This window comes from Prosthecobacter gellanilyticus, from assembly GCF_007992435.1.
Taxonomy (GTDB): Bacteria; Verrucomicrobiota; Verrucomicrobiia; order Verrucomicrobiales; family Verrucomicrobiaceae; genus Prosthecobacter; species Prosthecobacter gellanilyticus.
On the sequence record NZ_BKAG01000029.1, the window covers coordinates 63263 to 89076 of the forward strand.

At 59.0% G+C, this 25814-nt stretch carries 25 protein-coding genes and 1 pseudogene; 11 read left to right on the forward strand and 15 right to left on the reverse strand.

Features of this window, described 5'->3' with window-relative positions:
• Positions 1-8: 8 nt before the first annotated feature.
• Entirely contained in the window at positions 9-1424 is a 1416-nt protein-coding gene (locus tag BGE01nite_RS18325; RefSeq protein WP_146852306.1) for an aldehyde dehydrogenase family protein, read from the forward strand.
• 61 nt (positions 1425-1485) lie between these two features.
• Positions 1486-2520 carry a BPSS1187 family protein gene (locus BGE01nite_RS18330; RefSeq protein WP_146852308.1) on the forward strand — a complete coding sequence of 345 codons (1035 nt, stop codon included), beginning with the start codon at positions 1486-1488 and terminating at the stop codon, positions 2518-2520.
• A 2-nt stretch (positions 2521-2522) separates the two neighbouring features.
• Here BGE01nite_RS18330 and BGE01nite_RS18335 read toward each other — a convergent pair whose 3' ends face one another.
• The 14 genes from BGE01nite_RS18335 to BGE01nite_RS18400 form a co-directional block, all read right to left on the reverse strand.
• On the reverse strand, positions 2523-4223 hold the full coding sequence (locus BGE01nite_RS18335) for a beta-galactosidase (protein ID WP_146852310.1): 1701 nt from the start codon (positions 4221-4223) through the stop codon (positions 2523-2525).
• 34 nt (positions 4224-4257) lie between these two features.
• On the reverse strand, positions 4258-5550 hold the full coding sequence (locus tag BGE01nite_RS18340; protein WP_170266870.1) for an NPCBM/NEW2 domain-containing protein: 1293 nt from the start codon (positions 5548-5550) through the stop codon (positions 4258-4260).
• 239 nt (positions 5551-5789) lie between these two features.
• Positions 5790-6206 carry an ATP synthase F1 subunit epsilon gene (gene atpC / locus BGE01nite_RS18345; RefSeq protein WP_146852314.1) on the reverse strand — a complete coding sequence of 139 codons (417 nt, stop codon included), beginning with the start codon at positions 6204-6206 and terminating at the stop codon, positions 5790-5792.
• Positions 6207-6295: 89 nt separating this feature from the next.
• On the reverse strand, positions 6296-7753 hold the full coding sequence (gene atpD, locus BGE01nite_RS18350; protein ID WP_146852316.1) for a F0F1 ATP synthase subunit beta: 1458 nt from the start codon (positions 7751-7753) through the stop codon (positions 6296-6298).
• A 55-nt stretch (positions 7754-7808) separates the two neighbouring features.
• Complete coding sequence (gene atpG / locus BGE01nite_RS18355) at positions 7809-8690, reverse strand: ATP synthase F1 subunit gamma (RefSeq protein ID WP_146852318.1); 882 nt, start codon at positions 8688-8690, stop codon at positions 7809-7811.
• A gap of 46 nt (positions 8691-8736) precedes the next feature.
• Complete coding sequence (gene atpA, locus BGE01nite_RS18360; protein ID WP_146852319.1) at positions 8737-10266, reverse strand: F0F1 ATP synthase subunit alpha; 1530 nt, start codon at positions 10264-10266, stop codon at positions 8737-8739.
• 52 nt (positions 10267-10318) lie between these two features.
• Entirely contained in the window at positions 10319-10714 is a 396-nt protein-coding gene (locus BGE01nite_RS18365) for a F0F1 ATP synthase subunit delta (RefSeq protein WP_146852321.1), read from the reverse strand.
• A gap of 43 nt (positions 10715-10757) precedes the next feature.
• Positions 10758-11315, reverse strand: a complete 558-nt coding sequence (gene atpF / locus BGE01nite_RS18370) for a F0F1 ATP synthase subunit B (RefSeq protein WP_246145755.1) — start codon at positions 11313-11315, stop codon at positions 10758-10760.
• A gap of 101 nt (positions 11316-11416) precedes the next feature.
• The gene (locus BGE01nite_RS18375; protein ID WP_246145756.1) at positions 11417-11674 is read right to left on the reverse strand and encodes an ATP synthase F0 subunit C; all 258 of its coding nucleotides are present in this window, start codon (positions 11672-11674) and stop codon (positions 11417-11419) included.
• Between the two features lie 77 nt (positions 11675-11751).
• Positions 11752-12633, reverse strand: coding sequence for a F0F1 ATP synthase subunit A (gene atpB / locus BGE01nite_RS18380; protein WP_170266871.1), 882 nt, complete (start codon positions 12631-12633; stop codon positions 11752-11754).
• A gap of 111 nt (positions 12634-12744) precedes the next feature.
• Complete coding sequence (locus BGE01nite_RS18385) at positions 12745-12936, reverse strand: FeoB-associated Cys-rich membrane protein (RefSeq protein WP_146852324.1); 192 nt, start codon at positions 12934-12936, stop codon at positions 12745-12747.
• Positions 12933-14132 carry a molybdopterin molybdotransferase MoeA gene (locus BGE01nite_RS18390; protein ID WP_146852326.1) on the reverse strand — a complete coding sequence of 400 codons (1200 nt, stop codon included), beginning with the start codon at positions 14130-14132 and terminating at the stop codon, positions 12933-12935. Before BGE01nite_RS18390 ends, BGE01nite_RS18385 begins: the two co-directional genes overlap by 4 nt.
• On the reverse strand, positions 14132-14716 hold the full coding sequence (locus BGE01nite_RS18395) for a hypothetical protein (protein WP_146852328.1): 585 nt from the start codon (positions 14714-14716) through the stop codon (positions 14132-14134). The genes BGE01nite_RS18390 and BGE01nite_RS18395 overlap by 1 nt, the downstream gene beginning before the upstream one ends.
• Before the next feature lie 9 nt (positions 14717-14725).
• On the reverse strand, positions 14726-15964 hold the full coding sequence (locus tag BGE01nite_RS18400) for a PQQ-like beta-propeller repeat protein (RefSeq protein ID WP_146852330.1): 1239 nt from the start codon (positions 15962-15964) through the stop codon (positions 14726-14728).
• Positions 15965-16116: 152 nt separating this feature from the next.
• Between BGE01nite_RS18400 and BGE01nite_RS18405 the strand changes: the two genes are divergently transcribed.
• From BGE01nite_RS18405 to dprA, 4 genes are all read left to right on the forward strand, one after another.
• Positions 16117-16536 carry a hypothetical protein gene (locus tag BGE01nite_RS18405; RefSeq protein ID WP_146852332.1) on the forward strand — a complete coding sequence of 140 codons (420 nt, stop codon included), beginning with the start codon at positions 16117-16119 and terminating at the stop codon, positions 16534-16536.
• Positions 16537-16633: 97 nt separating this feature from the next.
• Positions 16634-17851 (forward strand): outer membrane protein assembly factor BamB family protein, encoded by a 1218-nt coding sequence (locus BGE01nite_RS18410; protein WP_170266873.1) that lies wholly within the window; start codon positions 16634-16636, stop codon positions 17849-17851.
• A 185-nt stretch (positions 17852-18036) separates the two neighbouring features.
• Complete coding sequence (locus BGE01nite_RS18415) at positions 18037-18990, forward strand: class I SAM-dependent methyltransferase (RefSeq protein ID WP_146852335.1); 954 nt, start codon at positions 18037-18039, stop codon at positions 18988-18990.
• Between the two features lie 177 nt (positions 18991-19167).
• On the forward strand, positions 19168-20268 hold the full coding sequence (gene dprA / locus BGE01nite_RS18420) for a DNA-processing protein DprA (RefSeq protein ID WP_146852337.1): 1101 nt from the start codon (positions 19168-19170) through the stop codon (positions 20266-20268).
• 138 nt (positions 20269-20406) lie between these two features.
• Here dprA and BGE01nite_RS18425 read toward each other — a convergent pair whose 3' ends face one another.
• Positions 20407-21507: a BPL-N domain-containing protein gene (locus BGE01nite_RS18425; RefSeq protein ID WP_170266874.1), complete on the reverse strand. Its 1101-nt coding sequence runs from the start codon at positions 21505-21507 to the stop codon at positions 20407-20409.
• A gap of 79 nt (positions 21508-21586) precedes the next feature.
• Between BGE01nite_RS18425 and BGE01nite_RS18430 the strand changes: the two genes are divergently transcribed.
• The 5 genes and pseudogenes from BGE01nite_RS18430 to BGE01nite_RS18450 form a co-directional block, all read left to right on the forward strand.
• The gene (locus tag BGE01nite_RS18430; protein ID WP_146852341.1) at positions 21587-22660 is read left to right on the forward strand and encodes a dipeptidase; all 1074 of its coding nucleotides are present in this window, start codon (positions 21587-21589) and stop codon (positions 22658-22660) included.
• Between the two features lie 282 nt (positions 22661-22942).
• On the forward strand, positions 22943-23377 hold the full coding sequence (gene rplM / locus BGE01nite_RS18435) for a 50S ribosomal protein L13 (protein WP_146852342.1): 435 nt from the start codon (positions 22943-22945) through the stop codon (positions 23375-23377).
• 34 nt (positions 23378-23411) lie between these two features.
• Complete coding sequence (rpsI, locus tag BGE01nite_RS18440) at positions 23412-23804, forward strand: 30S ribosomal protein S9 (RefSeq protein WP_146852344.1); 393 nt, start codon at positions 23412-23414, stop codon at positions 23802-23804.
• A gap of 287 nt (positions 23805-24091) precedes the next feature.
• Positions 24092-25144: a biotin synthase BioB gene (gene bioB, locus BGE01nite_RS18445; protein ID WP_146852346.1), complete on the forward strand. Its 1053-nt coding sequence runs from the start codon at positions 24092-24094 to the stop codon at positions 25142-25144.
• A gap of 16 nt (positions 25145-25160) precedes the next feature.
• A pseudogene (locus BGE01nite_RS18450) lies at positions 25161-25814 on the forward strand (hypothetical protein); the annotation flags it as partial.

Consider the following 25814-nt stretch of genomic DNA (forward strand, 5'->3'; position numbering starts at 1 on the left):
ATCATCTCATGCTTTCACTCCCTAGCTACATCGCCGGAAAAGCCGTCACTTCAGATTCATGGATCGAGGTGACAAATCCATGGAATAACGAGAAGGTAGGTCGTGTCGCCAGCATCAATCGTGATGCTTTAGAAACCGCCATACAGGCTCATCTGGCATCAGCCACACCGCTGACCCGTTATGAGCGCAGCCGCATTCTGAACAAGACACGCGATCTGCTGGATGCTCGACGAGAGGAGCTGGCTCAGCTCATCACCGCAGAAGCCGGGCTCTGCTTGCGCGAGACACGCTATGAGGTCGGTCGCGCCTGTGATGTCTTCGCCTTCGCTGCCATGGAGGCACTGCACGATGACGGCCAGACCTTCTCCTGTGATATCTCGCCCACCGGCAAGGCGAGGAAGATTTTCACCTTACGTGAGCCGCTTTCGCTGATCGCGGCCATTACTCCCTTCAATCATCCGCTGAATCAAGTGGCGCACAAACTGGCTCCAGCCATTGCTGCAGGTGCGCCGCTCATTCTGAAGCCATCAGAGAAGACGCCTCTCACCGCGGTGCGGCTCACAGAGCTGCTTTATGAGGCAGGACTTCCGGGCCATATGCTGAGCTGCATTCATGGTGACCTGGATGAGATCACTCGTCCGCTTATTCGTGATGAACGTGTGAGCCTGGTGACCTTCACGGGCAGTGCGAAGGTGGGGAAGGAGATCGCTCATACGGCTGGCTACAAGAAGACCTGTTTGGAGCTGGGCGGCCATTCACCGCTCATCGTGCTGGAGGATGCGGATCTCGATCTCGCGGCGAAGCTGGCTTGCGAAGGCAGCTTCCGAAACAGCGGCCAGCGCTGCACTGCCGTGCGCCGTATTTTGGTGCAGGAGAGCGTGGTGGAAGAGTTTACTCGTCGCTTTCATGCGCTCGCAAAGAGCTATGTGTGCGGCGACCCAACCGATGAGGCGACGATGGTCGGCACGGTGATTGATGAAGCCGCTGCCATCAGTCTCGAGAAAGCTGTGCAGGATGCGGTGAATCGAGGAGCCAGTCTCTTGCTTGGTGGCAAGCGGCATGGCGCTCTGCTGGAGCCGACGATTCTTGCGGACGTCTCGCGTGAGTCCACGCTGGGCACCTGCGAGTGTTTTGGCCCTATCGCTCCGATCTTCCGGGTGCGTGATCTGGATGATGCCATTGCGTATACCAATGCCACCCCTTATGGGCTCTCGAGTGGTGTGGTCACGACCAATCTGGAGTCTGCGATCAAGGCTGTGAAGGGCATCAAGGCGGGCACGGTGAATGTAAATGAGATCCCCGGCTATCGTCTCGAACTCAGCCCCTTCGGTGGAGTGAAGGATAGCGGTCTAGGCATCAAGGAAGGTGTCATCGAAGCCATCAAATTCATGACCACGGTGAAGACCTTTTCACTGCCTTGGTAAGAGTGCGTGCGCTTCGGATTCCGTGAAACAAGCGGCCTGCCCGTGTGTTTCCATGGCCTCCATGCTGACCCCATCCTTTTCCAGATACCTCGTTCGCCTCGCCTGGGTTGGTTGTCTGGCTTTATCGTCATCAGCATGGGCGCAGGAGGTCGAAAAGCAGACGCAGCAAGCTCTGGATGGGCTGGTGATTCGTCCGAGCGCGACGGAGTCGGCTATCAAGAACTTCGATGATCCTCACTGGGTGTATGTGAACCGCGACATCGTGGTGAAGCAGGATCCGAAGCTTCCCAAGGATCGTCATGAGCTGCTGCTCTGGATTCCGGGCACACGTCCACCGAATCTACCCGAGGCAGAGCCTGGCAAGGTGAGGCGCGGTGCATCTCATGAGTTTTGCAAGCTGGCCGCGACTCTGGGTTATCATGTCATCGCGCTGAGCTACCCCAACACCATCTCGGCCTCTTCCTGCAACAAGGAGTCTGAGCCTGCAGCCTTTGAGGAATTTCGCATGGCGGTGATCGAAGGCGGTGACACGAAGCATATCAAAGTGAGCAAGACGGACTGCATTGAGAACCGGCTGATCAAGCTGCTGAAGCTACTCGTCGAGAGACGAGCACGTGAGGAGTGGGCTCAGTTTCTGAATGAGGATGGCAGCATCAAGTGGGAGCGCATTGCCGTTGCGGGCCAATCACAGGGCGGGGGACATGCGGCTTTGATTGGCATTCATCATCAGGTGACACGCGTGCTGAGCTTTGGGGCGCCGAGAGACTTCAGTGTGACGCTGCAGGGACCTGCCGCGTGGTATCAGAAAGAGTCGGCCACACCGAAGAGCCGCTTCTTTGCCTTCAATCATGAGCAGGACCGGCAGGGATGCACACCGGCGCAGTTGCTCGAAAATCTGCGTGCGCTGAAGCTGGATGCCTTTGGGCCTGTAGTGAAGGTGGAAGACAGCAAACCGCCTTATGGCAACAGCCGCATGCTGATGACCAACTATCCAGGGGAGAAGGTGGATTCATTGACGGCTCATGCGACGATGCTGAGCCCAAAGAATCGGGAGCTGTTTGAGCCTGTTTGGCGTTACATGCTGTTGCATGAGTGACCTCACTCGCGCTTCGTGACAGTCACGCTTTGGAGATAATATTGGTTAAACTGGCTGCCATCGGATTCGAGGGCGAAGTTGTAACCCCAGTAGTTCACGAACTGGGCATCGTCGATCTGCCAGCGGACGGTATGCCACTGCTTGTTATCGGGAACCGTGAACCAGCCACTCTTGGCGGTTTTGAAGCCTTTGGTAGATTCATAGACGAGTTTGAATCCTGCGTTGTCATTGCCTTCATTCCGGCGCACCACGGCGGTGATCTCAATGGGCGTGCTGGTGTAGGAGAGGAAGGTGGGATCGACGATGAAGAGATTACCTCCTGGTACATTGCCAGCACGCGCTGAACCGCCGTAGGCGACCACGGCTCCTGCCACACTGTCGCCTGACAAGGTGTGCAGGCCTTTCTCGATCTGTTTGCCATCCACGGTGACAGATATGGATTTCGCTTCGGCGTAGTCTCCGCCCCAGGTCAGTGGTTTGCCTTTGTTGAGCTTGGCTTGGTTAACGATCTCATCGGGGGCATCGAGAACGAAAATGGGAGCCACAGTGAGGGATACGTTCTCGCTGGAAGTCACTCCACCGGTCAGTGGGTTCCCTTGTTGAACAGGCTTTGTGAAACGCACTTCATCAGCCGGGCCTTTGTGTCCCCAGGTGATCATCACAGTGCCTTTGTCTCCCTGGAAGACGAAGCTGTAGTGCTTTTGGTTCAGCAAGGTCCAGCCGAGGTATTCGGGATGCTGGCCTAGATGCTGGATCATCTGGGCCATGGCGGTGTAGGAAGGGCGCTGCACGCCTTTGCGATCCAGCAGGCCAAGCGGACCACTATCGCCATCCATGCCCTCGAACCATTGGATGCAGGCCACCCCCTGGGCGATGCCCATGGTGTAGGCCTTGATGAGGGCATGGGCCTGCGTGTCCGCGCCTTTCTTCACATCACAGCCGATCTCAGTGAAAAGGATGGGCACATTGACCTTCTCGGGATTCAGCGCGGCGAGCATCTTGCGCACGACGGGGACGATGTTCATGTAGACGGCCTCCGTGCCGGCATTGTCGGCGATGCCGTTCAGCACCTCATAAGGATGAAGCGTGATGTAGTCGAAGTGATCCTTGGCTTCGGCGCGGATGGCTTGATCGAGGTAGTTGATGTGCACGGACTTCGTGGCGAGTCCGATCTGGCAGGTGGGATCTGCGGCCTTGGCGGCATCATAGGCACTGATGACGATCTTCGCGTAGTCTGCAGGCGTTTGATCCTTGCCGGTTCCGTTCGGAGGCTCGTTCCAGATCTCCCAGCGCTTGATACGGTCCTTGCTGTGTTTGACGATCTCCGAGACATAGCGTGACCATGCAGGGAGATTGTTCACCGGCAGCGCGCCAGATTTGTCCAGCGTGTTCCAGCGCACGCCACCATTGAGCAGACCTCCAGTGATGAAGCCGTGCTCTTGAAGGTAAGCAATGTGCGCATCGAGAGCCTTCCAGTCGAACTTTCCTTCTTCAGGCTCCACCTGTGCCCAGCCGGTGCAGCTGGAGCGATAGTAGCGCAGCCCGATGGCCTGCATCTGTGGCACCCAGCGCGCGGCATCTTCCGGCGAGCGATTGTTGATGTGGCAACTGCCGATGCCAAACGGGCCAAGCTCCAGCGGATCTGCGGCGTGAAGATTGGTGAGGCATGCCAGTGCTGCGGCCAGGCGAAGGAAGTGTTTCATGCGCTAGTTCTTGATGCAGGATGGAGGTCGAAGACTATTTGCGCAACACAGGCTCCGCCCACACTGCATAGTTGCTTTTGGGATCGAGGCCACGGTTCACAGCATTCAGTTGAAGCAGTGAAACCGTCGATACATCACACTCAAAGGCATGGGCTGGATCACCGCCATTGACGATGGCGGAACCTAGTGGCTTGCCATCGCCGAGGAGGGTGAACTCCACGCGGCCTTTGGCACCGATGCCGCTCTGGAGTCCGGCGAGAACGATGAAACGTTTGTACACACTTTTGGGTAGGTGAAAGGTCAACGCCTTGCCCATGCCGGTGCCGATACCTTCGGTGAATGTTTTCTCTTCGGCATCAGCAACACGCAGCTTGATGGGAAGCTTTTTGGCCCCGCCTTCCATGACGGCATCACTGCAGGCATGGCCCCAGTAGGGAGAGCTGAAGAAGTGTGACTGAGGGTAATACAGGTGCACGGCTTCGATGGGCCAGAAGGTCGAGATGCTTGCCCGATCACAGGCTTTCCGGGCTTCGGCATCGAACTTGTCAGCGCCGAGACAGAGGATGGTGTGCATGGCATCCGCGACGATTTGGGCGTCCTTGGTGGCGGCTTTCAGTTGCTGCGTGAGTTTGGCCTGATCATCGCCCGCATAGAGTGCCTGGATGATGGGAAGGGTGGTGCTGCGGGCGTTGATGATACCTTCATGCACGCGATGCAGCAGACGCCAGCTGGCTTCCTCGATGCTGGTGCCTAGTAGACGAGGCTGGTAGCCTTCGATGCTCACGGTGAAGTCGCCGTTCTCGATCGGGCCATGGAGAAGTTTGCCTTCCATGACAGTAGTCGAGGGCATGAACTGCTGGAGCAGCGTGAACTGATTATCGCCGGGGATGGTGTGCGATGGGCTGCCGAAGTCTTCGAGGACGTGGCAGATCGTGCCCATGTAACGAGCGGCCTCGTTGACCTTGCCTGCCTTGAAGGATGTCACGGCCTTTTCCATGAAGTAGCGCAACGACTCGCGGTTCACGGTCTGCTCGGCTTGAGGGAGATGGAGTTTCTGCAGATACACCTCGCCCGGACTGCTCTCCATGGCGGCGTACTTGGCGTTCTCTTTGTCGGTGTAGACGTTGTCAGGGATCAGACAGTGTTTGGCGGACAGGTCTTTGAATTCTGGGCCGAGGAGGTCTTTTTGCCAGGAGGGAAGGGTATCGAGCGCTGCCTTGGTGATGGCGAGGTGTGGCTGGCCCCAGGCTTGGGCTTCATGTGGCATCAAGGCTGGAATGAGCAGCGCGGTGATGAGGGTGATGCGGGGGAGAAGACGCGTGGTCATGGAGAGCGAGTAAACGCGGGTGTGAGTGGTTTCCTGGCGGAGGTCGTCTCGCGTTTCAGGGTGGAGGGGGGCTTGTGGGTTCATTGAAGCTCCGCGCCGCCTTCGCGGACAAATGGGCTCCGACGCAGTAGAGCCCTACCGGGGGTTGGGGGCGTTGCCGCGCCTGTGAGGCTGCGGGGAAAAACAAAAGCCCGCTTGTGAGCGGGCTTTTGGGAAGATTGAAGTTGAAGCGTTTTCGGTTAGACCGTGCGGCGCTTTTTCTTGAGCTGGAGCTGGGCGGTGTTGCGCTGGATCATGGCCATGACAGCGGCCACGTCTTCCTGCTTCTCGCCGTGCTTGATGCTTTCCAGGGAGTGCTTGGCGCGCTCCAGGGCTTGCTCCACGGCCTTCTCGTCGATCTGGTCGGCGTCGATGGCCATGTCAGTCAGGATGCGGGCATAGGCACCGGTCACTTCGACCAGGCCTTCACCCACAGCCATCTCGGTGGTCTTGCCACCTTTGGTGATGCGCAGTTCGCCGACCTGAAGAGTCGTCACCAGCGGAGCGTGAGCAGGCAGGATGCCGATTTCACCTTCAGCGCCGGGAAGGACGACAGAGTCGACCTCATCGGAGAAGATGCGGGCTTCGGGAGTGACGATTTCCAGTTTGAGAGGCATGAGCGATAAGTTGTCGGTTCTCTGTTCTCAGTTAGCCAGTTCACTGCACGGTCCAACCGGGAACAGTGAACTGCGAACTGTGAACGGGTTTACTTCTTCTGCACAGTGTCGATGCCACCCTTCATGTAGAAGTTGGCTTCCGGCACGTCATCGTGCTTGCCATCGAGGATCTCGGCGAAGCCTTTGATCGTGTCAGCGACTTTGACGTACTCGCCTTTGGTGCCGGTGAAGATTTCAGCGACGTGGAACGGCTGGCTGAGGAAACGCTGAAGCTTGCGTGCGCGGAACACGGTGAGCTTGTCGTCGTCAGACAGTTCGTCCATGCCCAGGATGGCGATGATGTCCTGAAGGTCCTTGTAGCGCTGAAGGACGCGCTGCACACCACGGGCGACGCGGTAGTGCTCCTCACCGACGATGTCCGGGGCGAGAGCCTTGGACACGGAAGCGAGAGGATCCACAGCTGGGTAGATGCCGAGCTCAGCGAGGGAACGCTCAAGCACGACGGTGGAGTCAAGGTGGGCGAAGGTGTTGGCCGGAGCAGGGTCAGTCAAGTCATCCGCAGGGACGTAAACGGCCTGGAAGGAAGTGATGGAACCGCTCTTGGTGGAGGTGATTCGCTCCTGCATGGCACCCATTTCAGAGGCCAGTGTCGGCTGGTAACCCACGGCGGAAGGTGTACGACCCAGAAGGGCTGACACTTCAGAACCGGCCTGGGAGAAACGGAACACGTTGTCGACGAAGAACAGCACGTCCTGGTTCTTCTCGTCACGGAAATACTCAGCCATGGAGAGGGCGGAGAGGGCGACGCGGAGACGGGCACCTGGAGGCTCGTTCATCTGGCCGTACACAAGAGCCACTTTGGAGCCGGGTTCGCTGATGTAGCCGCCCTGGGCATTCTTGGCGATGTCGTGACCGTTCTTCTGAACCTTGATAACGTCAGACTCGATCATTTCATGGTAAAGGTCGTTACCTTCACGAGTACGCTCACCCACGCCGGCGAACACGGAGTAACCACCGTGGCCCTTGGCGATGTTGTTGATGAGCTCCATGATGACCACGGTCTTGCCCACGCCAGCACCACCGAAGGCGCCGACTTTACCACCCTTGGTGAAGGGGCAGATGAGGTCGATCACTTTGATGCCGGTCTCAAGGATCTGAGCAGAAGGATTCTGGTCCACCAGCGCAGGAGCAGGGCGGTGGATTGGGTAGCGCTTGGAGACGGTCGGCGCGGCCTGGTCATCAATGGCGTCGCCGGTGACGTTGAAGATACGGCCGAGCACTTCGTCACCGACAGGAACGGTGATCGGGGTGCCAAGGTCGGTCACAGGGATGCCGCGCTTCAGACCTTCCGTGCTGCTCATGGCCACGGAGCGGACCCAGCCATCACCGAGGTGGCTCTGGACTTCGCAGACGAGACGGGTCTGCTTGCCGCCGAGATCGTAGTTGATCTCGAGCGCATTGTAGATCTCAGGCAGCTTGCCGCTGGCGGAGAAATCCACGTCCACCACGGGACCGATGATTTGAACGATGTTGCCGATGTTGCTCATGGTTTGAAAAAGGGGGTCAAGATGGGGTCAAGGAGTCAAAAGAAGGTCAAGAAGACTATTCGAGGGCCATCTTGGCGGTGGTGATTTCGAGGAGTTCGTTGGTGATCGCGGCCTGGCGGAGCTTGTTGTATTCGAGGGAGAGGTCCTTGAGCATCTGCTTGGCGTTGTCGGTGGCGTTTTTCATGGCCACCATTCGGCTGCTGTGCTCGGAAGCACGGGCTTCGAGAATCATCTGGTAGATCGTGCCGTTCACATACTGCGGAAGCACGGTTTCAAAGACGGTGGCAGCACCGGGTTCAAAGGTGTATTGCGGAAGCTCGGAAGCGTCGACCTCCTTGGAGGTCTCGTCAAAGCTGCGCTTGCCACCGAGGGTCACGGGATTCACGGGGAGGATCTGCTCCACGGAAGGGATGGTCGTGACGGTGTTGATGAAGTTGTTGAAGGCGACGTAGACGGACTTGTATTCACCCGAGCGGAACTTGTCCTGGATGAACTTGCCGACGCTGTGCACTTCCGCGAATTTCACCGGATCCTTGATCGGGAAGTCAGCGATGAGTGTCTTGCGCAGACGGGCGAGACCCTGGGCGGCCTTACGACCGATGGTCACGAACTCAACTTCACCTTCGAGGTTGGTGCTCACGACCTTCTTCAGAAGATTCGTGTTCAGAGCGCCGCAAAGACCCTTGTCCGTGGCGATGACAAGAACGAGTGTCTTGTTACCCTTGCCTTCGGAGAAGTAAGGATGAATGCCTTCCTCAGCGCTCTCTTTGAGAGCGACGAGGATCTTGTTCATGAGCTCGGCGTAGGAGCGGCCGTTGGAGGCCTGGTCCTGCGCCTTCTTCATTTTCGCAGCCGCGACGAGCTGCATGGCCTTGGTGATCTGGGCCGTGTTCTTGACCGATTTGATTCGGCGGCGGATGTCGCGGGTGGAGGGCATTGGAGCTTAGAGCGAAGGGCTACGGAGCAAAAAAGGAACTGAGGAATTACTTCCAGGAGGACTTGAAGTCATCGAGGGCGGACTTGATGTCGCCTTCGACGTTGTCGAGCTTCTTCTCGTTGCCGAGTTTCTCGAGCAGGCTGAGCTTGCGCTCACCGAGGTAGGTTTCGAGCTTGGCCTGGAATTCCTTCACGCGGTCCACGGACACGCTGTCGAAGTAACCCTTCTGCATGGCGTAAAGGGTGATGACCATGATCGGCAGGCTCTTCGGCTGATACTGCTGCTGCTTGAAGAGTTCCACGATGCGAGCACCGCGGTCCAGCTTGGCCTTCGTGCCGGCGTCGAGGTCGGAACCGAACTGGGCGAAAGCGGCGAGCTCACGGAACTGGGCGAGATCGAGCTTCGTCGTGCCGGAGACCTTCTTGATGGCCTTTGTCTGAGCGGCGGAACCCACACGGGACACCGAGAGACCCACGGAGATGGCGGGACGGATACCCTGATAGAAGAGGTCGGTTTCGAGGAAGATCTGACCGTCCGTGATGGAGATCACGTTCGTCGGGATGTAAGCGGACACGTCACCAGCCTGCGTTTCGATGATCGGCAGAGCGGTCATGGAACCACCACCGTAGTTTTCGTTCACGCGGCAAGCACGCTCAAGCAGGCGGCTGTGGAGATAGAACACGTCACCCGGATAAGCTTCACGACCGGAAGGACGCTTCAAGATGAGGGACACCTGACGGTAGGCCACAGCCTGCTTGGAAAGGTCATCAAACACGATCAGGACGTCCATGCCCTGGTCCATGAACCACTCACCGATGGCGCAACCGGTGTAAGGGGCGAGATACTGGTTCACGGCGCTGTCGGAAGCGGAAGCGTTCACGACGACGGTGTATTCCATGGCGCCAGCGTCTTCGAGGGTCTTCACCACACGAGCGACGTTGGACTGCTTCTGACCGACGGCGACGTAGATGCAGTAGAGAGGCTTGTGATCAGCCAGCTTGCCCTGCTCAGCAGCCTTGTTCTGCTGGGCCTGGGAGATGATGGTGTCGACCGCGATGGTGGTCTTGCCAGTGGAGCGGTCACCGATGATGAGCTCACGCTGGCCACGACCGATCGGGATCATGGCGTCGATGCTCATGATGCCGGTCTGCACCGGGACGGAAACGGACTTACGGGCAATGATGCCAGGGGCGATTTTTTCGACCGGATACTGGGCGTCACCTTTGATGTCGCCTTTGCCGTCGACGGACTGGCCGAGGGCGTTCACAACGCGGCCCAGGAGGCTCTTGCCGACAGGGACGGAAAGCAGGCGACCGGTGGTGCGGACTTCATCACCAGCGCGGATCTTTTCACCGGAACCGAGAAGCACGCAGCCGACTTCGGTTTCTTCGAGGTTGAGAGCCAGGCCGTAGAGACCGCCTGGGAACTCGATCATCTCGTTGAGCATCACATCGCTCAAGCCTTCCACTTTGGCGGCGCCGTCACCGATCTCGCGGACCACGCCGACGTTGGATTTGGTGACCGCCGTTTTGAGTCCGGCGATTTGGGATTCGATCTCCTGGAGGATGTTGCTCATGGTATTACGGGTGACGGGTAAAGGCTAGGGGCTGGTGACGAAGGGCGGGGACTTATGACAGGGAGGCTTGCAGGGCTTCGAGGCGGGCTTTGACAGAGCCATCCCACACATCACTGCCGACTTTGACACGGATGCCACCGAGAAGCTCGGGGCGGGTTTGGAACTGAAGGGTCAGTTCACGACCATACTTCTGGGAGAGGCTGGTCTTGAGATTGGCCTGAAGATCAGATGTCAGAGGCGTGGCGCTTTCCACGATGGCGCTCTGGCGCTCGAGCTCCGCACGGATGAGGGAGCTGAAGTTGTTCAGGATGCCCATGTAGGCGCGTGGCTTGGCCTGGGAGACCTTGGCCACCACGTCGCGCACACGCGCCTCGTCGAGCTTGCCATTGACGAGGCAGGCTTTGAAAAGCTGGCGGGCACTGCGGCGGGCTTCCTTGCTGATTTTCATGGGATAGAGTTCGCGTTTCTAGGTTCGCGGTTCTCAGTTCAAATTAGAGGGAGACCTGGGCGGAGGTTTCCTGATTGATGCGGGACTGGTCGTCGCTATTGAGGACCTTGCCGGTGACGCGGCTGGTGGCATCAGACACCATGCGGCCGAACTCACGCTTCAGCTGGGAGAGAAGCTGCTCGTGCTCGAGCTTGGCGGCTTCACGGGACTTGGCGATGATCTGGTTGGCCTCGTGGATGGCTTCCTGCTGGCGCTTTTCAGCGAGGGACTTGGCGCTGTCACCCGCTTCCTTGATCAGGCGGGACGCATCGTCATTGGCCTTGTCGAGCACGGCTTTGGCGTTCTTCTCGGCCTCAGCGAGGTCGCGAGCGATTTTTTCAAGCTTGGCTTCACCATCGGCGATGCGCTGGCGGCGCTGCTCAAGCATGGAAAGGATGGGGCCGAAGGCGAACTTCTTCAGGATGGTGTACACCAGCACGAAGATGATGACCTGGGCGATGAACTTCGGGAAATCGAGGCCGAACTTGTTCACGATTTCGTCCACAGCACCGGCGCCAAGCACAGGGGTGAGTTTACCAAACATGGGGGAAAGCAGATCCATAGATGATTGAGTGAACGAGAGGTGAGCGAAACTGGCGAAAATCTGAGGGGGAAAGGGAGAGGAGCGGCGGGGCTTTTCCAGCACCCGCCGCTCGCAGGGAATTAGCGGGCAACGAAGAAGGCAAGAATGCCGAGACCTTCAGCAAGAGCCATGGCGATAATGCCAAGGGTCAGGATGTTACCGAAAGCGCCTGGGTTACGGCCGACGGCTTCCACAGCCTTGGAGCCGATGAGGCCCACGCCGATCGCAGCACCAGCGCCACCGACGGCCTGGGTGATGTTACCAACGATGCCGGAGGAGGCGACAGCAGCGCCGTGAGCGGCAGCTTCCTGGGCCATGGAGATGAGTTCCATTGTCATAGTAGTTGTATGTCTAGTTGTGTTGTCTCGACCACATCCACGCGTTGCGCATGGTCCCGCGGTCAAATGGTTGAAGATCAGTGATGGTCGCCCTCTTCATGACCATGGTCGTCATGCGTGGTGGAGAGCTGGATATACACGGAGCAGAGAAGGGTGAAGACGATCGCCTGCAGCAGGCCGACCAGGAGCTCCATGAAGTAGAAGGGGAAGGGGATCAGGACGCTGCCGATCATGCTCCAGGGCTGGCCAGCCTTGTCGAGAAGGCCACCGAGAGTGTGAAGCACGCTCTCACCGGCAAAGATGTTGCCGTAGAGTCGGACGGAGAGCGTCATTGGACGCAGGACGATGGAGACGATTTCAATGACACCCACGAAGAGGAACACCGCGCCGACCACCAGGCCCATGAAGCCTTTAAGGCCGCCCTTAGGACCGAATGTGTGGACGATGAAGCCCCAGACACCGACTTCCTTGATGGTCAGAACGAACCAGACGAGGAAAGCGGAAACGGCGAGAGCCAGAGTGGCGTTCAAGTCAGCGGTCGGCGGACGAAGAATCGGGTGGAAGGCGTGGTCACTGCTGGTGACGCTCAGAGCGCCAGTGGAGGGGCCGAAACCGATGGTGCCGACGCCTGGGATGAGGCCGAACCAGTTGGAGACGAGAATGTAGATGAACAGCGTGCCGAGAAGCGGGAAGGCCAGCTTGACCTGCTTGGGACCGACGATGCTCTCAACGCGGTTGTAGAGGAACTCGACCAGGAATTCGAAGAGGTTCTGCGCCTTGTGCGGCACCAGGGTCATGTTCGTCGTGGCCTTCTTAGAGAAGAGGAAAACGAGGCCCAGAACGCAAAGCGCCACAAGCACCGAGTTGGTGATGAAGCCGAGCACGCCATCGCCAAGAAGTTCCGACGCCTCGGGGTGTACAGCCAGCATGGGCGTGAGGAGGTCGGAGGAGAAAGACAAGGCCATACGTTGGTCAGTTCGTGAAGGTTGCGGGAGTGGTGTTTACCCGGCCCAGGAAGAGAGGCAAGACTTATTTGTGAAAAATTTCACAAAGTCGTCCGTGCCTTGATTTTACAGGCTTCCAGAGGTTTTCGTGTCGGCTTTTTGGTTGGGCTTCACAGAGCACCCGCAGCCCCCTCCGCAGCCCGTCTTTTTGCGCCGGAAAGCCCGCCAGACAAAGGCTGCGAGGGTGATGCCGACGATGATGATGGCGGCGATGGATTGGAAGTCGCCGGACGGGACGGATGAAAGGACATTGTTCATAACAAGATGATATTCACAACGGCACCTGCGGCCAAAGTCTGGCCTTCCTCCAGCCTCAACAGTGCGTCCGTCTGGCTTAGGGCAAAGAGGGCGTGGCTTTGCTGCAGTCCCGCCACATGAAAGACACCGTTGCGGAGCTGGCCGCGGAGGTAGTGGGGGCGATTGCCATCATTGGTTAGCCCAGCCGCTGTCACCGCTGGCACGGCAGACGGAGCGGTCTCTGCTGCGCCCATGGCCCGCAGGAGGGCCGGACGAACAAAAAGTTGAAACGTGACGAAGGAGGAGACGGGGTTTCCGGGCAGGCCGAAGATGGAAACCGTGCGGCCATCGCCAGAGCGGGTGGTCTGGGCGAAGAGGAAGGGTTTGCCAGGCTTCACCTTCACCCGCCAGAGGTCGGGCTGGATGCCCAGGGCCAGCAGGGCGGGTTTGATGTGATCGTGGTCGCCGACGGAGACGCCACCGCTCAGGACGATGACGTCGACTGTGGCGATCAGACCACGCAAGGTGTCGGTGGTCGCAGCCAGGGTGTCACGGCAGTGCAGAGTCTGGCTGTCGGGAAGGCCGAGTTCAGAGAGCAGAGCCTGAATCATGAGCCCATTGCTATTGTAAATCTGGCCTGCCTGGAGCGGACCGCTGCCGGGGAGGATCAGTTCGTCCCCCGTGCTCAAGACGGCTACTTTCGGGGTTTCATGGACTGGGACGTTTTCCAAGCCCTGGGAGGCTAGGAGGCCGATGCGACCGGGGGTGATCTTCTCGCCCCGGCGAAGCATGAGTTGCCCTGGGCAAAGGTCAGCACCGGTGCGGCGGACGTTTTCGCCCTGTTCGACAGGTTCCTGGCAAATGATGGCGTCTCCTACGCGAGACACGTCCTCCTGCATGATCACGGCATCGGCTCCGCTTGGCATGGGCGCACCGGTGAAGATGCGGATGGCTTCTCCGGCCTTGCATTGAAGGCGGAGGTCGAGTCCGGCGGGCTGCTCGCCGGTCACTCGGATGGGCTGCTGGCTGCGTGTGTCAGCTGCGAGGACGGCATAACCATCCATCATGGAGTTATCGAAGCCTGGAATGGGCACCGTGGCCAGGATGTCCTGGGCGGCAAACCTGCCCAAGGCATCTGGCAGCGACTCTGAGACGACAGGGCCGGGAGACATGCGGCTCAGCACCTGGGCCAAAGCCTCGGACTCACTGAGCATCATTACGGGCGGCCTCCGACGGGTGGTTCGAGGTCTCCTAGGCCGCCACCGCCACCTGAGGGAGCCTGGGGCTGTGGCTGAGCCGGAACCGCGGGGGGGGGCGAAGCCGGAGTGGGGGTAGGAGCCGCAGACGGGGAACCTGCGGTCGCTGGGATGAACCCAGGCAAAGTGGGAAAGGGCTGGTAGGAGCTTGAGGAGGAGGCTGATGGTGGAGGCGTCGGCGGAGGAGTTGCAGGTGGGACGACGAGGGGATCCGTCGTCGCAGCCTGGCTCCGCGGCACCAGGACGAGATGGTGGACTTCCGGATGGCCTTCCTTGATGTCAGCCGTGACGTAGTAGCCTTTCTTCTCGGGAGTGAGGACGAGCTTGGATTTCGCGCCTGTGGAACTCAGTGCGATGAGCTCAGTCCCTGGGGCAATGGATGGCATGGGCTCGCAACGGATGAGCACGTAGTTTTGCTCGGGGTTCACCATCTCGACGATGCCGATCAAGGTGGCCGCTCCGGTGGGCTGCGGTTTGGGTTTGGCTTTGGATTTGCAACCGGTCACAAGCAGCAGGCTGAGGAGCAGGAGAAGGACGTGTTTCATGTCGATCAATCAGCGTGCTGCGGTTTTCACGGTTCGCTTGCCCAGGCACATCAAGGTCTTTTCACCGCGGATGAAGACTTGGCCTTCACTCAAGGCTGGCGAGGCGAACACCTTTTCTTCCAATTCGGCTTCGACGACTGTCTTGTAGGACTTGCCGGGCTTGACGAGACGCAGGGTGCCGAAGTCATTGATGAACCACACCTTGCCCTCTGCGCTAACCAATGATGCGTGATGTTCCTTCATACGCTCTTCCCAGGCGATATCGCCCGTCTTGGCATCAAAGCAATGTGCGATGCCGGAGTCGGAGACAATGAGAAACCAGCCGTTTTCACAGATGGGCGATGGCACATACGACACGCCCTTGTTGGTGCGCCAGACGATGTGCGTATCGGTCACATTACCAACGCCATCGGGCTTGATGGCGAGGATGTGATGCTCGGGAAAGCCGCCGGTGAGCATGAGGTGATTCGACTTTGCGTCATGCACCAGGGAGGCCACGAACTGCTCGGTGGGACCATCCATCATCCAAAGCAGGCTGCCGGTGCGCGGATCATAGCTGGTGACGCATTTGGAGCCTGACAGCACCATCTGCACTCTTCCGTCCATCTCGCGGATGATGGGGACGCAGTAACTACGTGTTTGGTTAGGCCGCTCGATGCGCCAGAGCTGGCGGCCGTCCGTGCGGGAGAGCGCCACGATGTATCCGGGGCCGTCGTGGTCGCAGTTCACGATGACTTTGTCATCAAAGAGGATGGGGCTGGAGCAGAAGCCGTGCTTGCTGGCGAAGACACCCGGGCGCACCTGCCAGACCTGCTTGCCGGAGAAGTCGTGGGCGCTCACCACCACCTCGGTGCCATCAAGGAAGGTGGTGAAGACTCGCTCGCCATCGGTAGCAGGAGTGCTGGAGGCGTGGCTGTTGAGGCGGTGCTTGCCTTCGAGCGGGGACTTGAGCACGGCGGTCTGCCAGAGGACCTTGCCATTGGAACGGTCCACGCTGAGCAGAGTGCGCTCGGATGTGTCTGCGTCCGTGGCCACCAGGAAAAGGCGGTCATTCCAGACGATGGGAGATGCGTGACCGGAACCGGGCAGCTCAACACGCCACGTGATGGTGTCCTTCTCCCATTTGGAGGGGAAGCCCTGGTCCAGGCTGGTGCCGTCCATGCGCGGGCCACGCCACTGTGGCCAGTTTTCAGCCTGGAGCAGGGCTGGAGCGATGAAGAGCGGCAAAAGAAGGCGGTGCCAGAGCATAACGGAGAGACTATCGGCACCCCCGGAAAAGTTCAATCAGCAAACGGAAGGGTTCTTGTCAGATCCTGGCATGAGCGTGTGTGCGGAGCTGGAAGGACGAATGAATACGCTGGCGTCCGCTGGGTGGTCCGGCTACTCTCTGAGGCACTCGCATGGAATCTCAGCCAACCGGTCATCCGATTCTTCTCTCGTCTGGCGATTTTGCAGGGCGTCAGGAGCTGGCTCTGGCGCAGCTCACAGGGTTTGAGGAGGATCTGGCTTCCGCACGGGCCTTTGAGCGTCGTTATCTCCCTATCGCGGTGCTGACGGTCTTGCTCGCTGGCGCTGCTTTCTATATTTTCTTCACGGAGAAGGCGAGTGTGTGGGTCGGAGTGGTTCTATTCATGGCGGGATGGCTGACGGGGCTGGGCGCAGTCGTTCATGCGAGATTCGCCACACCGACCAGTCTTGTCAGCGGTCAGCCGATGCTGCGCTTTCGCCGCAGTGATGGCTCGAATGAAGAGACTGAGCAGATCTATGTGTGCCCTGACAGCCGCACTTACTTTCGTCGAGTGACCAGCGGTCCGGGTTAATCTCGACGACGGACCGAGGAAGCGCTTTGAAACGGAATCGATGCATGCCAATGCCGACGAGAGGCGTTTGTCTGATGAAATGATTTCAAAGGCGCTGATGCTCTCGTTTCTCTTCTCGGCAGGCTTGCTCGCGGCAGACTGGCCGCGCTGGCGCGGACCGACGGGCGATGGCACGTGGAATCCCCCTGAAGTGCCGAAGGGCTTTGCGACTCGAGAGCCGGAGCGTTTGTGGAAGGCATCCATCGGCGCGGGCTATGGTGGTGTGACGATGAGGGACGGTCGTGTCTATGTGATGGACCGGCCCAAGTCTCCGGAGAACACGGAGCGCGTGCTTTGCTTCGATGCGGAAACGGGTGAGCCGCTGTGGTCCCGTGAATGGACGGCGGACTATGGAAGCATGGAGTACGGCACGGGGCCGCGTGCGTCCGTGACGATTCACGAAGGCCATGCCTACACTCTAGGCGCGGTGGGCATGGCGATGTGCCTGAATGCAGAAACGGGAGAGGCCGTGTGGCAGGTGGACACCGTGAAGGACCACGCGGCCAAAGTGCCGACCTGGGGTTTTGCGGCATCGCCCGTGATCGAAGGCGAGAAGGTGCTGCTGCATGTCGGCGCGGAGAGCCAGGGCAGCGTGGTGGCGCTGGACCGGAAGTCTGGGACGATCGTGTGGAAGGGCGGGCCTGATCCAGCAGGCTACTGCACGCCAGAGGTCATCACGCACACGGGCCGGAAGCAGTTGATCACCTGGGGGCCGGAGCACATCCAGAGCCTGGATCCAGAGACGGGTGATGTGTTTTGGACCTGGCCCTACAAGATCACGTATGGCGTGAGCATCGCGCAGCCGTTGTATCGAGACGGGCTTCTGCTGGTCTCAGGCTACTGGCACGGCACAAAGGTGCTGAAGCTCGGCGAGAAGCCGCAGGATGTGTCTCTGGCCTGGGAGAATGAGAAGGAGATGTGCGGGCTGATGTCGGCACCTCTTTATAAAGACGGCGTGGTGTATCTCCTGGATAAGAACAAGGGACTGCAGGGCGTCGATCTCAAGACCGGCAAAGTCCTGTGGAGCGATGACAACACGCTCACGCCGAAAGATCGCAATCCACAGATGAGTCTCGTGTGGTTGAAGGAATCCGAGGGATTGGCGAGCCTGCTCAATGCGAGTGGTGAGCTGGTGCACGTGAAGCTGAGCAAGGATGGCTTTGAAGAGCTGGTGAGACATCAGATCATCGGCAAGACCTGGGCTCATCCGGCCTTTGTCGGCAGCCGGATTTGGGCGCGTTCTGACACAGAACTGGTCGCTTGGGCTCTCTGGTGAGCTGTGGATAAGTGGAGCGAGTCCGTAAACCGCGAGGCTCCGCAGGGACTCAAATTATAAGAAATAAAGTCTGATATCTGGGACCTGTCTAAGGTTGTTCTCCCCCGACAATTTGCTTATTTTAATAAATCATCTCCACAAACTGTTTGCGGAGCGTGATATTTTAAAATTCCCCCGTCTTTCCCGTGTCGGCCCTAGCTCCCATCATTCTGCCAGACGCCCCTGTCTCCCGCCGGCGCGAGGTGCATCTGCTCAATAAGTTCGATGACCTGTTTCAGGACTTCCTCGCGAAGGGAGGACCGCTGCCGACGGAATACTCCGTTCTGAACCGCGCTATCCGTCATCTGGGCGATGCTCTGCGAGCGGGAGTCGTGGGCCGGGCCGAATTGCTGACCTATGTTCAAGAGACGACTTTGCGCCACCTGCCCAACACGATGCAGGCGGAGGCTCTCGAGCGGAAGTATGGCTACAGCGGCGATTTTGAGATCATCGACCATATCTACAGCCGCCATACCTCCTCTGACCCGAAGCAGCGCCTGTGGGACCTTTATTTCCATGCTCAAGCTGCCCCGGTGGCCGTGAGAAATCGCAAAGCCTACTTCCTGCAACTGATGCGCGATCATCTGGCCGCGTCGGCCGGCCGGATGGATGTGCTGAATGTGGCCTCGGGGCCGTGTCGTGACCTGCGCGAGTTTTTCCTCGATCACTCCGACTCTGCTGTGACAGTGGACTGCGTGGACATGGATGCGCGGGCGATCGAATACGGCAGCCGTCTCTGTGCGCCTTGGCTGGACAGGATTCAGTTTCATCATCGCAATGTGCTCAAGCATGTGCCGACCCGGGCCTATGACCTGGTGTGGTCAGCGGGCCTCTTTGATTATCTTTCCGACCGCCTTGTGGTGCATCTGCTGGGAGCCTTGCTGAAGGTGGTGAAGCCCGGAGGAGAGGTGGTGATCGGGAATTTTTCCGACTTCAATCCGAGCCGTGACTTCATGGAGCTCTTCGGGCACTGGCATCTGCGCCACCGCAGCAAGGAAGCGCTGCTGGCGCTGGCGGCGCAGGCCGGGGCGACACCCGACCAGACTCAGATTCTATGGGAGCCTGAGGGCGTGAACTACTTCCTCCATATCAGGAGGTGAGTGAGAAGTCTTTGACCACTGATGGGCACTGATAGTCACTCATGACCAAGCCCTCAGAAGGCTTGGTCAGTATCAGTGGTTATCAGTGCTGATTAGTGGTTAAAAAGTCTGGTTTAGGACGAAGCAGCTCGAGTTTTAGCTTGCCGAGATGGGGTGGGGTATGGAATGCGTGTTCAAATGACACGTACTGAGGCTTGGATTGCACTGAACCTGATTCCGCAGGTGGGGCCGGTGCGCGTGCGGAAATTGCTGGAGCGGTTTGTGACCCCTGAACGCATTTTGATGGCCAAGGCCTCAGAGATCGCTGGGGTCGAAGGTTTTGGCCGCAAGCAGGCGGAGGCGCTCGCAGGTTGGGAGGCAGAGATCGATCTGGAGGCGGAGATGCGGAAGATCCGGGAGCGTGATCTGACGATTCTCACGCAGGAGGATGAACTGTATCCTGAACTGCTCAGAACGATCTATGATCCGCCGCTGGTGCTCTATGTGTGGGGTGAGCTCAAGAAGCGGGATCATAATGCCATTGGTGTGGTCGGCAGCCGTCATGCGACCATCTATGGCATCAACGCGACGAAGAAGATGAGCTTCCAGATTGCTTACGCGGGTTACACGGTGATCAGCGGTCTGGCGCGTGGCATTGACACGACGGCCCATGAAGCGGCGCTAGCTGCCAAAGGACGCACCGTGGCGGTGATCGGCTCAGGGCTTGGGAAGTTGTATCCTCCGGAAAACATGGCGCTGGCGGAGCGCATCGCGCAAAACGGCGCGGTGATCAGCGAGTATCCGGTGGACCGCATGGCGGACAAACAAACGTTTCCGTACCGGAATCGCGTGGTGGCAGGCTGGAGCAGCGGCTTGCTGGTCACCGAGGCACCGCTGAAAAGCGGCTCGCTCATCACCGCGCAACAGGCCACGGAGCAAGGCCGGACGGTCTATGCGGTGCCTGGTCCGATCGACAAGCCGACATCGGCGGGATGCAATCGCCTCATCCAGCAAGGCGCGAAGCTGGTGATGGATGGCGCGGATGTGCTGGATGATCTGATGACTTTATTTCCCACCGCGCCCAAGGCGCCGGTGGTGGAGGCGACCAAGCCCAATGTCATGCTCACTCTGGATGAGGAGATCCTCTTCGGAGCCATTGATACCGAGGAGCAGCATGTGGATGAGCTGATCACGCGCTCTGGACTCACGGCGGCGACGGTGAATGTGACGCTCATGCGGTTGGAGATGAAGCGCGTGATTCGTGCGCTGCCGGGGAGACGGTATGTGCGGCTGGTGTGATCGGTTGAAGCACCCAGCTTTTAAACCACGAATTGACACCCATGAATACGAATGACCAAGGCATCTGTGGCTTCAGTTTTCGTGTCTATTAGTGTCATTCGTGGTTAGAGATCTGAGCAGAGGGATTCGATGGTATGCCTACTTGCCTCCAGCGATCCATCTCACGGCGCGCTCGACGAAGGGTTCCATGCCGGCTTGCTGCTCGGGGTGGGGGCTGCTGCAAAGGACGCGGCCTTTGCCATAGTTGCCGATGACCATGGCGGGAGAGTTCACCTGGGCTCCGACGGGGGCGCCGTTTTTGGCGAGCTCGCTGCGGAAGTAGGCGAGAGGTTCGAAATCACCGATGTCGGCGTCTTCGGCGGGATTGAAGACAGGGCCGTTGGCATAACGAATATCCAGGATGCCTTCAGGCATGCCGAGGATCTCGCGGCCTTTGGGAGTGAACTCGATCTTCACATCGCCTTCACCGCGTGCCCATTTGGAGGACTTGGTTTTGGCATCCAGAATGTGCACGCCCCAGGAGAAGCCTTCGCAGGCGAGGTAGTTGCCGGCGCAGATGCCGAGATAACCACCACCGGCCTCGACAAAACGGCGAACCTGCTCGCGGCCGATAAGACCCAATGAGCCAGCTTGTTTGCCACCGCTGCCGCCGGTGAAGATGATGACATCAAAGTCCTTCAGGCCGCCTTCACGGATGAGTTCGGGCTTAACCAACTTTACGGTCACGCCTTCGGCCTTGCCGAGCAGCTCGGTGCAGCGTGGGATGCCTTTGCCAAAGCTGCCGTAGTCATCAAAGAGCGCCACGCGGATGTTCTTCGGATCAATCTGGCGCGGGGCGATGGGTGCCGTCTCCTGCCAGGTGATCAGGGCTTTCTGCGGAAGCTTGAGGCCCGGACGCTGGCCCACCACGAACCATTGGTCACCCTTTTGCGTGATCATGCCGCCTTTCACGGGCAGCTCAGCCACCAGGTTCAGGGCCTTCACGTTGACCTTCGGATCATCGACTTTGAAGGCGGTGTTGTCGGTGGTGTGGTAGACCGCTGTGACTTCTGGATCCTTCGCCGCGGCGACCCTGTAAAAGTGACCGGGGCTGTGCTGGGCCACGGGCGGGCAGGCCATGGCCAGATCACCCGCATCCGTCCATTCGCCTAGTTTGGGGTAGAGTACTCCAGTGGCGAGATTCTCCTCGGCAGGCAGCAGGGAGGTGGTAATGAGGAGGGTTGCTATTAGGCGGAGCATAAGGGTATTAGAACTGGCTTCGTGCTTGAACGTCCTCCCCGCAGGATTCATTCCGCCAACCCCGTAGATTCGCCCACTCATGCTTACTTTTGATGCTCATCTCGACCTCAGTCTCAATGCTCTCGGCGGTTTTAATCGTGATCTTCGACTCCCGGTGCACGAAATTCGCCGGCGGGAAGAGGGGATGACAGGAAAGGGGCGTGCGGGAGGCACCACGGCCTTTCCTGAGATGCGAAAGGGCAGGGTGGGCATCTGCGTGGCCACACAGCTCGCGGGTTGCATGCCGGGTGTGTCGCCGATCGCGAACTGGATGTCCCCTCATCAGGCCTGGGCTGAGACGCAGGGCCAGCTGGCTTGGTATAAAACCATGGAAGAAGAAGGGCACATGACGCAGATCACGAATCTGCAGCAGCTCGAGGCCTCCGTGGCGCTGTGGAATGACACAAGTATCCCAGATGAGACGAAGCCGATCGGCTACATCCTCAGTTTGGAAGGCGCGGACAGCATCCGCACCGTGGGCCACCTGGAAGGCTGCTGGAACCAGGGGCTGCGAGCCATGGGGCCGGCACATTATGGCGTGTGTCGTTATGCCATGGGGCATGATATGCCTGGTGGACTGCCGCCGCAGGGCAGGGAATTGATCAAGGAAATGGACCGCCTGGGCATGATCCTGGATGTGACCCATCTTTCGGATGAATCCTTCTGGGAAGCCCTGGACATTTTTGGCGGCCCGGTGTGGGCCAGTCATTCGAACTGCCGTGCCCTGGTGCCGGATGTGCGCCAGTTCAGTGACGAGCAATTGAAGGCACTGATTGCCCGTGGAGCGGTGATCGGCGCAGCACTGGATGCCTGGATGATGATCCCGGGCTGGGTCCGCGGGAAAACGACGCCTCAAGAGACCGGGCTGAAGCTGGAGGTGATCTGCGACCACATCGACCACATCTCCCAGCTCGCCGGAAATGCGAAGCACAGCGGCATCGGCACCGATCTGGATGGCGGTTACGGTATCGAGCAGACCCCTGAAGACCTGGACACCATCGCCGATCTGGCCCGGATCCCGGACATGCTTGCCAAGCGCGGTTACACTCAGGCCGACATTGAAGGAGTGATGCACGGGAACTATCTCAACCTGCTACGGAAAGCCTGGGCTTGAGAATATTTAAACTTTGTTAACCACTAATAAACATTCATTTACACTGATGACCAGACCTCAGAAAGGCTTGAAAAATAAGTGCTCATCCGTGCCTATTAGTGGTATAGAAATCTGGCCGTTGCCGACGGAAGCAAGACTCATCTCCCCCTATGGTTTTGATAGATCGTAAAAGCTTGTGTGAATAACTGGACTTTCCGGTTGACACCCTGCCGCACTCTTCTATTCTCGCGGCCCTCTTTCCCCCGCAGGTGTTCATCATCTGCCCCTACTTAAAAGCACCTTATGAAGACATTCTCTGCGAAAGCCGAATCCGTGAACCGCCAGTGGTGGATCATCGACGCCAAGGACCAAGTCCTGGGCCAAGTGGCTGTGGCTGCCGCCAATCTGATCCGTGGCAAGACCCGCCCAACCTTCACCCCGAACGTGGACACCGGCGATTTCGTGGTCGTGATCAACGCTGACAAGGTGAAGCTGACCGGCAAGAAGGAAACCCAGAAGATCTACACCAGCAAGACCGCCGTCTACATCGGCAACCAGAAGGTGGAAACCGCTGAGAAGGTGCGCCAGCGCCGTCCAGAGCTTCTCGTCCATCGCGCTGTGAAGGGCATGGTCCCGCACAACCGCTTGGGCAACAAGATCATCACCAAGCTGAAAGTTTATGTGGGTGAGGAGCATCCTCATGCGGCCCAGAACCCGAAGACCTTCGCTGTCGCCTGATCGATCCCATCCACCTTCTGACTGATCCAAGTTCATGAGCAAGCCCCTCACCACCGCCACCGGCCGCCGCAAGACCAGCGTTGCCCGCGTCAGCATCCTCCCAGGTTCCGGTTCCATCACGGTCAATGGCCGTGACTTCGAAGAATATTTCCCCACGGTGACTCTGCAGAACCAGATCATCGTCCCTCTGGCTCTGACGAACAGCCGCCAGACCTATGATTTCAAGATCAACGCCTCCGGTGGTGGCGTGACCGGTCAGATGGGTGCGGTGCTTCTCGGCATCTCCCGCGCTCTGATCACGGTGAATCCTGAGCTCCGCGCCACGCTGAAGAAGGCTGGCCTCCTGACCCGTGACTCCCGCGCCAAAGAGCGTAAGAAGCCAGGTCGTCCAGGTGCTCGTAAGCGCTTCCAGTTCTCCAAGCGTTAATCGCTGGATTGGTATCTGGTTATTGGTTTCAAAAAACCCGTCTCGAAAGAGGCGGGTTTTTTGCATTCGGAGAGTGCGCTGTTTTCGGTTCGCGGTTCTCGGTTTGTCAGAGGAAGGGGCCAATAGGTCTGATGTGTCTCACGTGACCTATTGGAGGCAAACTTGGTGGGAGCGAACCGGGAACTGGGAACAGAGAACCCTGAACCGTAAAACCATCTGTGAACAAGTCTCCCTTCGCTCTTGCTGCCGCGTGGGTTTCGTGGCAAAACCGTGGCATATCCCCACGCATGAAATACGCCGATCTGCATCGCATCTACCACCAGCCGTTCTTTGACCTTCTGAAGCAGGCCCGCGCCGTGCATGAGGAGCACTGGACTGGCAATGAGGTGCAGCTCTGCACGCTGCTGAGCATCAAGACGGGTGGTTGCAGCGAAGACTGCGGCTACTGCGCGCAGAGCGCCCGCTATACCACGGGTGTGCAGGCTGAGAAGCTGATGCCGAAGGAGCAGATCATGGAGCGCGCGCTCGCGGCCCGTGCCAGTGGTTCCACGCGCTTTTGCATGGGCGCTGCCTGGAAAGGTGTGCGCAAGGGCACGCAGAAGTTTGACCAGGTGCTGGATATCGTGCGTGATGTCTCCAAGCTCGGCATGGAAGTCTGTGTGACGCTGGGACAACTGGGTGCTGAAGAAGCGCAGGATCTCAAGGAAGCCGGTGTCACGGCCTACAATCATAACGTCGACACCTCGCCAGAGCATTACCCGAACATCGTCAGCACGCACACGTTTGAGGATCGTCTCAGCACCATCCGTCATGCGCAGGACGCAGGCATGTCGGTCTGCTGTGGTGGCATTCTGGGTTTGGGCGAGACCATTGAGGACCGTCTCAAGATGCTGGAGGTGATCTCCAACTTTAATCCGCATCCGGAGAGCGTGCCGATCAATGCGCTGATGCCGATCAAGGGCACGCCGCTGGGCGACAACGAGGTGGTGGATTCCTTTGCCTTCATCCGCATGATCGCCGTGGCGCGCATCGCCATCCCGCGTGCGAAGGTGCGCCTCAGCGCCGGCCGCACGAACCTGAGCCGCGAGGCACAGACGCTGGCCTTCTTTGCCGGTGCGAACTCCATCTTCTACGGTGACAAGCTGCTCACTGCCGCCAATCCTCGCGCCAACGAAGATCTGCGACTGATCCGTGACCTTGGCCTCAGTGTCCAGGCTCCAAATCCTGCCATGGGCGCCCCTGGCAGTGATGAAGTCCGTCCGCTTTCGCCTACCATTGAAGGTGTGAACGACGGCAGTTCCTGTGAGCTCGCTGGCTGCGGATCTGGCTGCGGCGCCTGAGCGTAAAGTTTTTTGAATGACCACCCAAGAAAGGCAGGACGCCAGCCGTCCTGCCTTTCAAGTCCCACCACCACCCAACGCCATGTCTGACACACCTCCGCCCGGCTCCCCGCAAGCTCCGCTGCCTCCGGATCAGCAACCAGGCATGGCCACGCAGCCGCTCGGACATCCTCCGGGTTATCCCATGCATCCTGGCATGATGCCGCCGCAGGGCTATCCGCAGCCGATGGGTTATCCCCCCGGTTACCCGATGCAGCCCGGCATGATGCCGCCTCCGACGGGGGCGATGCCGATGGGCTATCCTCCAGGCTATCCGCAGCAGCCGATGGGCTACCCTGGCCAGCCCATGGGCTACCCGCCGGGTTACCCGCAGCAGCCGATGGGGTATCCGGGTCAGCCGATGGGTTACCCTCCGGGGTATCCGCAGATGCCGATGCCGCAGCACCCTGGCATGATGCCACCTCCCCAGGGCATGCCACCTCAGGCTGCGCCAGGACCAGTGGCAGCTCCGGTTCCTGCTCCTGCCGCCATTCCGGCACCTTCTGCCATTCCTGCTCCTTCTGTCGCTTCAGCCGCTCATGCAGCGGCTCCGTCAGACAGTTCCGGCGCGGTGGCCGCAGCGATCGATAGTGATGAGGCTGCCGCGCTGACGATTGAAGGGTTTCCCCAT

Excerpts from the sequence above, each read along its gene's own strand:
- BGE01nite_RS18325 (WP_146852306.1), top strand. The coding sequence starts at position 9 with ATGCTTTCACTCCCTAGCTACATCGCCGGAAAAGCCGTCACTTCAGAT.
- BGE01nite_RS18330 (WP_146852308.1), top strand. The coding sequence starts at position 1,486 with ATGCTGACCCCATCCTTTTCCAGATACCTCGTTCGCCTCGCCTGGGTT.
- BGE01nite_RS18335 (WP_146852310.1), bottom strand. The coding sequence starts at position 4,223 with ATGAAACACTTCCTTCGCCTGGCCGCAGCACTGGCATGCCTCACCAAT.
- BGE01nite_RS18340 (WP_170266870.1), bottom strand. The coding sequence starts at position 5,550 with ATGACCACGCGTCTTCTCCCCCGCATCACCCTCATCACCGCGCTGCTC.
- atpC (WP_146852314.1), bottom strand. The coding sequence starts at position 6,206 with ATGCCTCTCAAACTGGAAATCGTCACTCCCGAAGCCCGCATCTTCTCC.
- atpD (WP_146852316.1), bottom strand. The coding sequence starts at position 7,753 with ATGAGCAACATCGGCAACATCGTTCAAATCATCGGTCCCGTGGTGGAC.
- atpG (WP_146852318.1), bottom strand. The coding sequence starts at position 8,690 with ATGCCCTCCACCCGCGACATCCGCCGCCGAATCAAATCGGTCAAGAAC.
- atpA (WP_146852319.1), bottom strand. The coding sequence starts at position 10,266 with ATGAGCAACATCCTCCAGGAGATCGAATCCCAAATCGCCGGACTCAAA.
- BGE01nite_RS18365 (WP_146852321.1), bottom strand. The coding sequence starts at position 10,714 with ATGAAAATCAGCAAGGAAGCCCGCCGCAGTGCCCGCCAGCTTTTCAAA.
- atpF (WP_246145755.1), bottom strand. The coding sequence starts at position 11,315 with ATGGATCTGCTTTCCCCCATGTTTGGTAAACTCACCCCTGTGCTTGGC.
- BGE01nite_RS18375 (WP_246145756.1), bottom strand. The coding sequence starts at position 11,674 with ATGACAATGGAACTCATCTCCATGGCCCAGGAAGCTGCCGCTCACGGC.
- BGE01nite_RS18385 (WP_146852324.1), bottom strand. The coding sequence starts at position 12,936 with ATGAACAATGTCCTTTCATCCGTCCCGTCCGGCGACTTCCAATCCATC.
- BGE01nite_RS18390 (WP_146852326.1), bottom strand. The coding sequence starts at position 14,132 with ATGATGCTCAGTGAGTCCGAGGCTTTGGCCCAGGTGCTGAGCCGCATG.
- BGE01nite_RS18395 (WP_146852328.1), bottom strand. The coding sequence starts at position 14,716 with ATGAAACACGTCCTTCTCCTGCTCCTCAGCCTGCTGCTTGTGACCGGT.
- BGE01nite_RS18400 (WP_146852330.1), bottom strand. The coding sequence starts at position 15,964 with ATGCTCTGGCACCGCCTTCTTTTGCCGCTCTTCATCGCTCCAGCCCTG.
- BGE01nite_RS18405 (WP_146852332.1), top strand. The coding sequence starts at position 16,117 with ATGGAATCTCAGCCAACCGGTCATCCGATTCTTCTCTCGTCTGGCGAT.
- BGE01nite_RS18410 (WP_170266873.1), top strand. The coding sequence starts at position 16,634 with ATGCTCTCGTTTCTCTTCTCGGCAGGCTTGCTCGCGGCAGACTGGCCG.
- dprA (WP_146852337.1), top strand. The coding sequence starts at position 19,168 with ATGACACGTACTGAGGCTTGGATTGCACTGAACCTGATTCCGCAGGTG.
- BGE01nite_RS18425 (WP_170266874.1), bottom strand. The coding sequence starts at position 21,507 with ATGCTCCGCCTAATAGCAACCCTCCTCATTACCACCTCCCTGCTGCCT.
- BGE01nite_RS18430 (WP_146852341.1), top strand. The coding sequence starts at position 21,587 with ATGCTTACTTTTGATGCTCATCTCGACCTCAGTCTCAATGCTCTCGGC.
- rplM (WP_146852342.1), top strand. The coding sequence starts at position 22,943 with ATGAAGACATTCTCTGCGAAAGCCGAATCCGTGAACCGCCAGTGGTGG.
- rpsI (WP_146852344.1), top strand. The coding sequence starts at position 23,412 with ATGAGCAAGCCCCTCACCACCGCCACCGGCCGCCGCAAGACCAGCGTT.
- bioB (WP_146852346.1), top strand. The coding sequence starts at position 24,092 with ATGAAATACGCCGATCTGCATCGCATCTACCACCAGCCGTTCTTTGAC.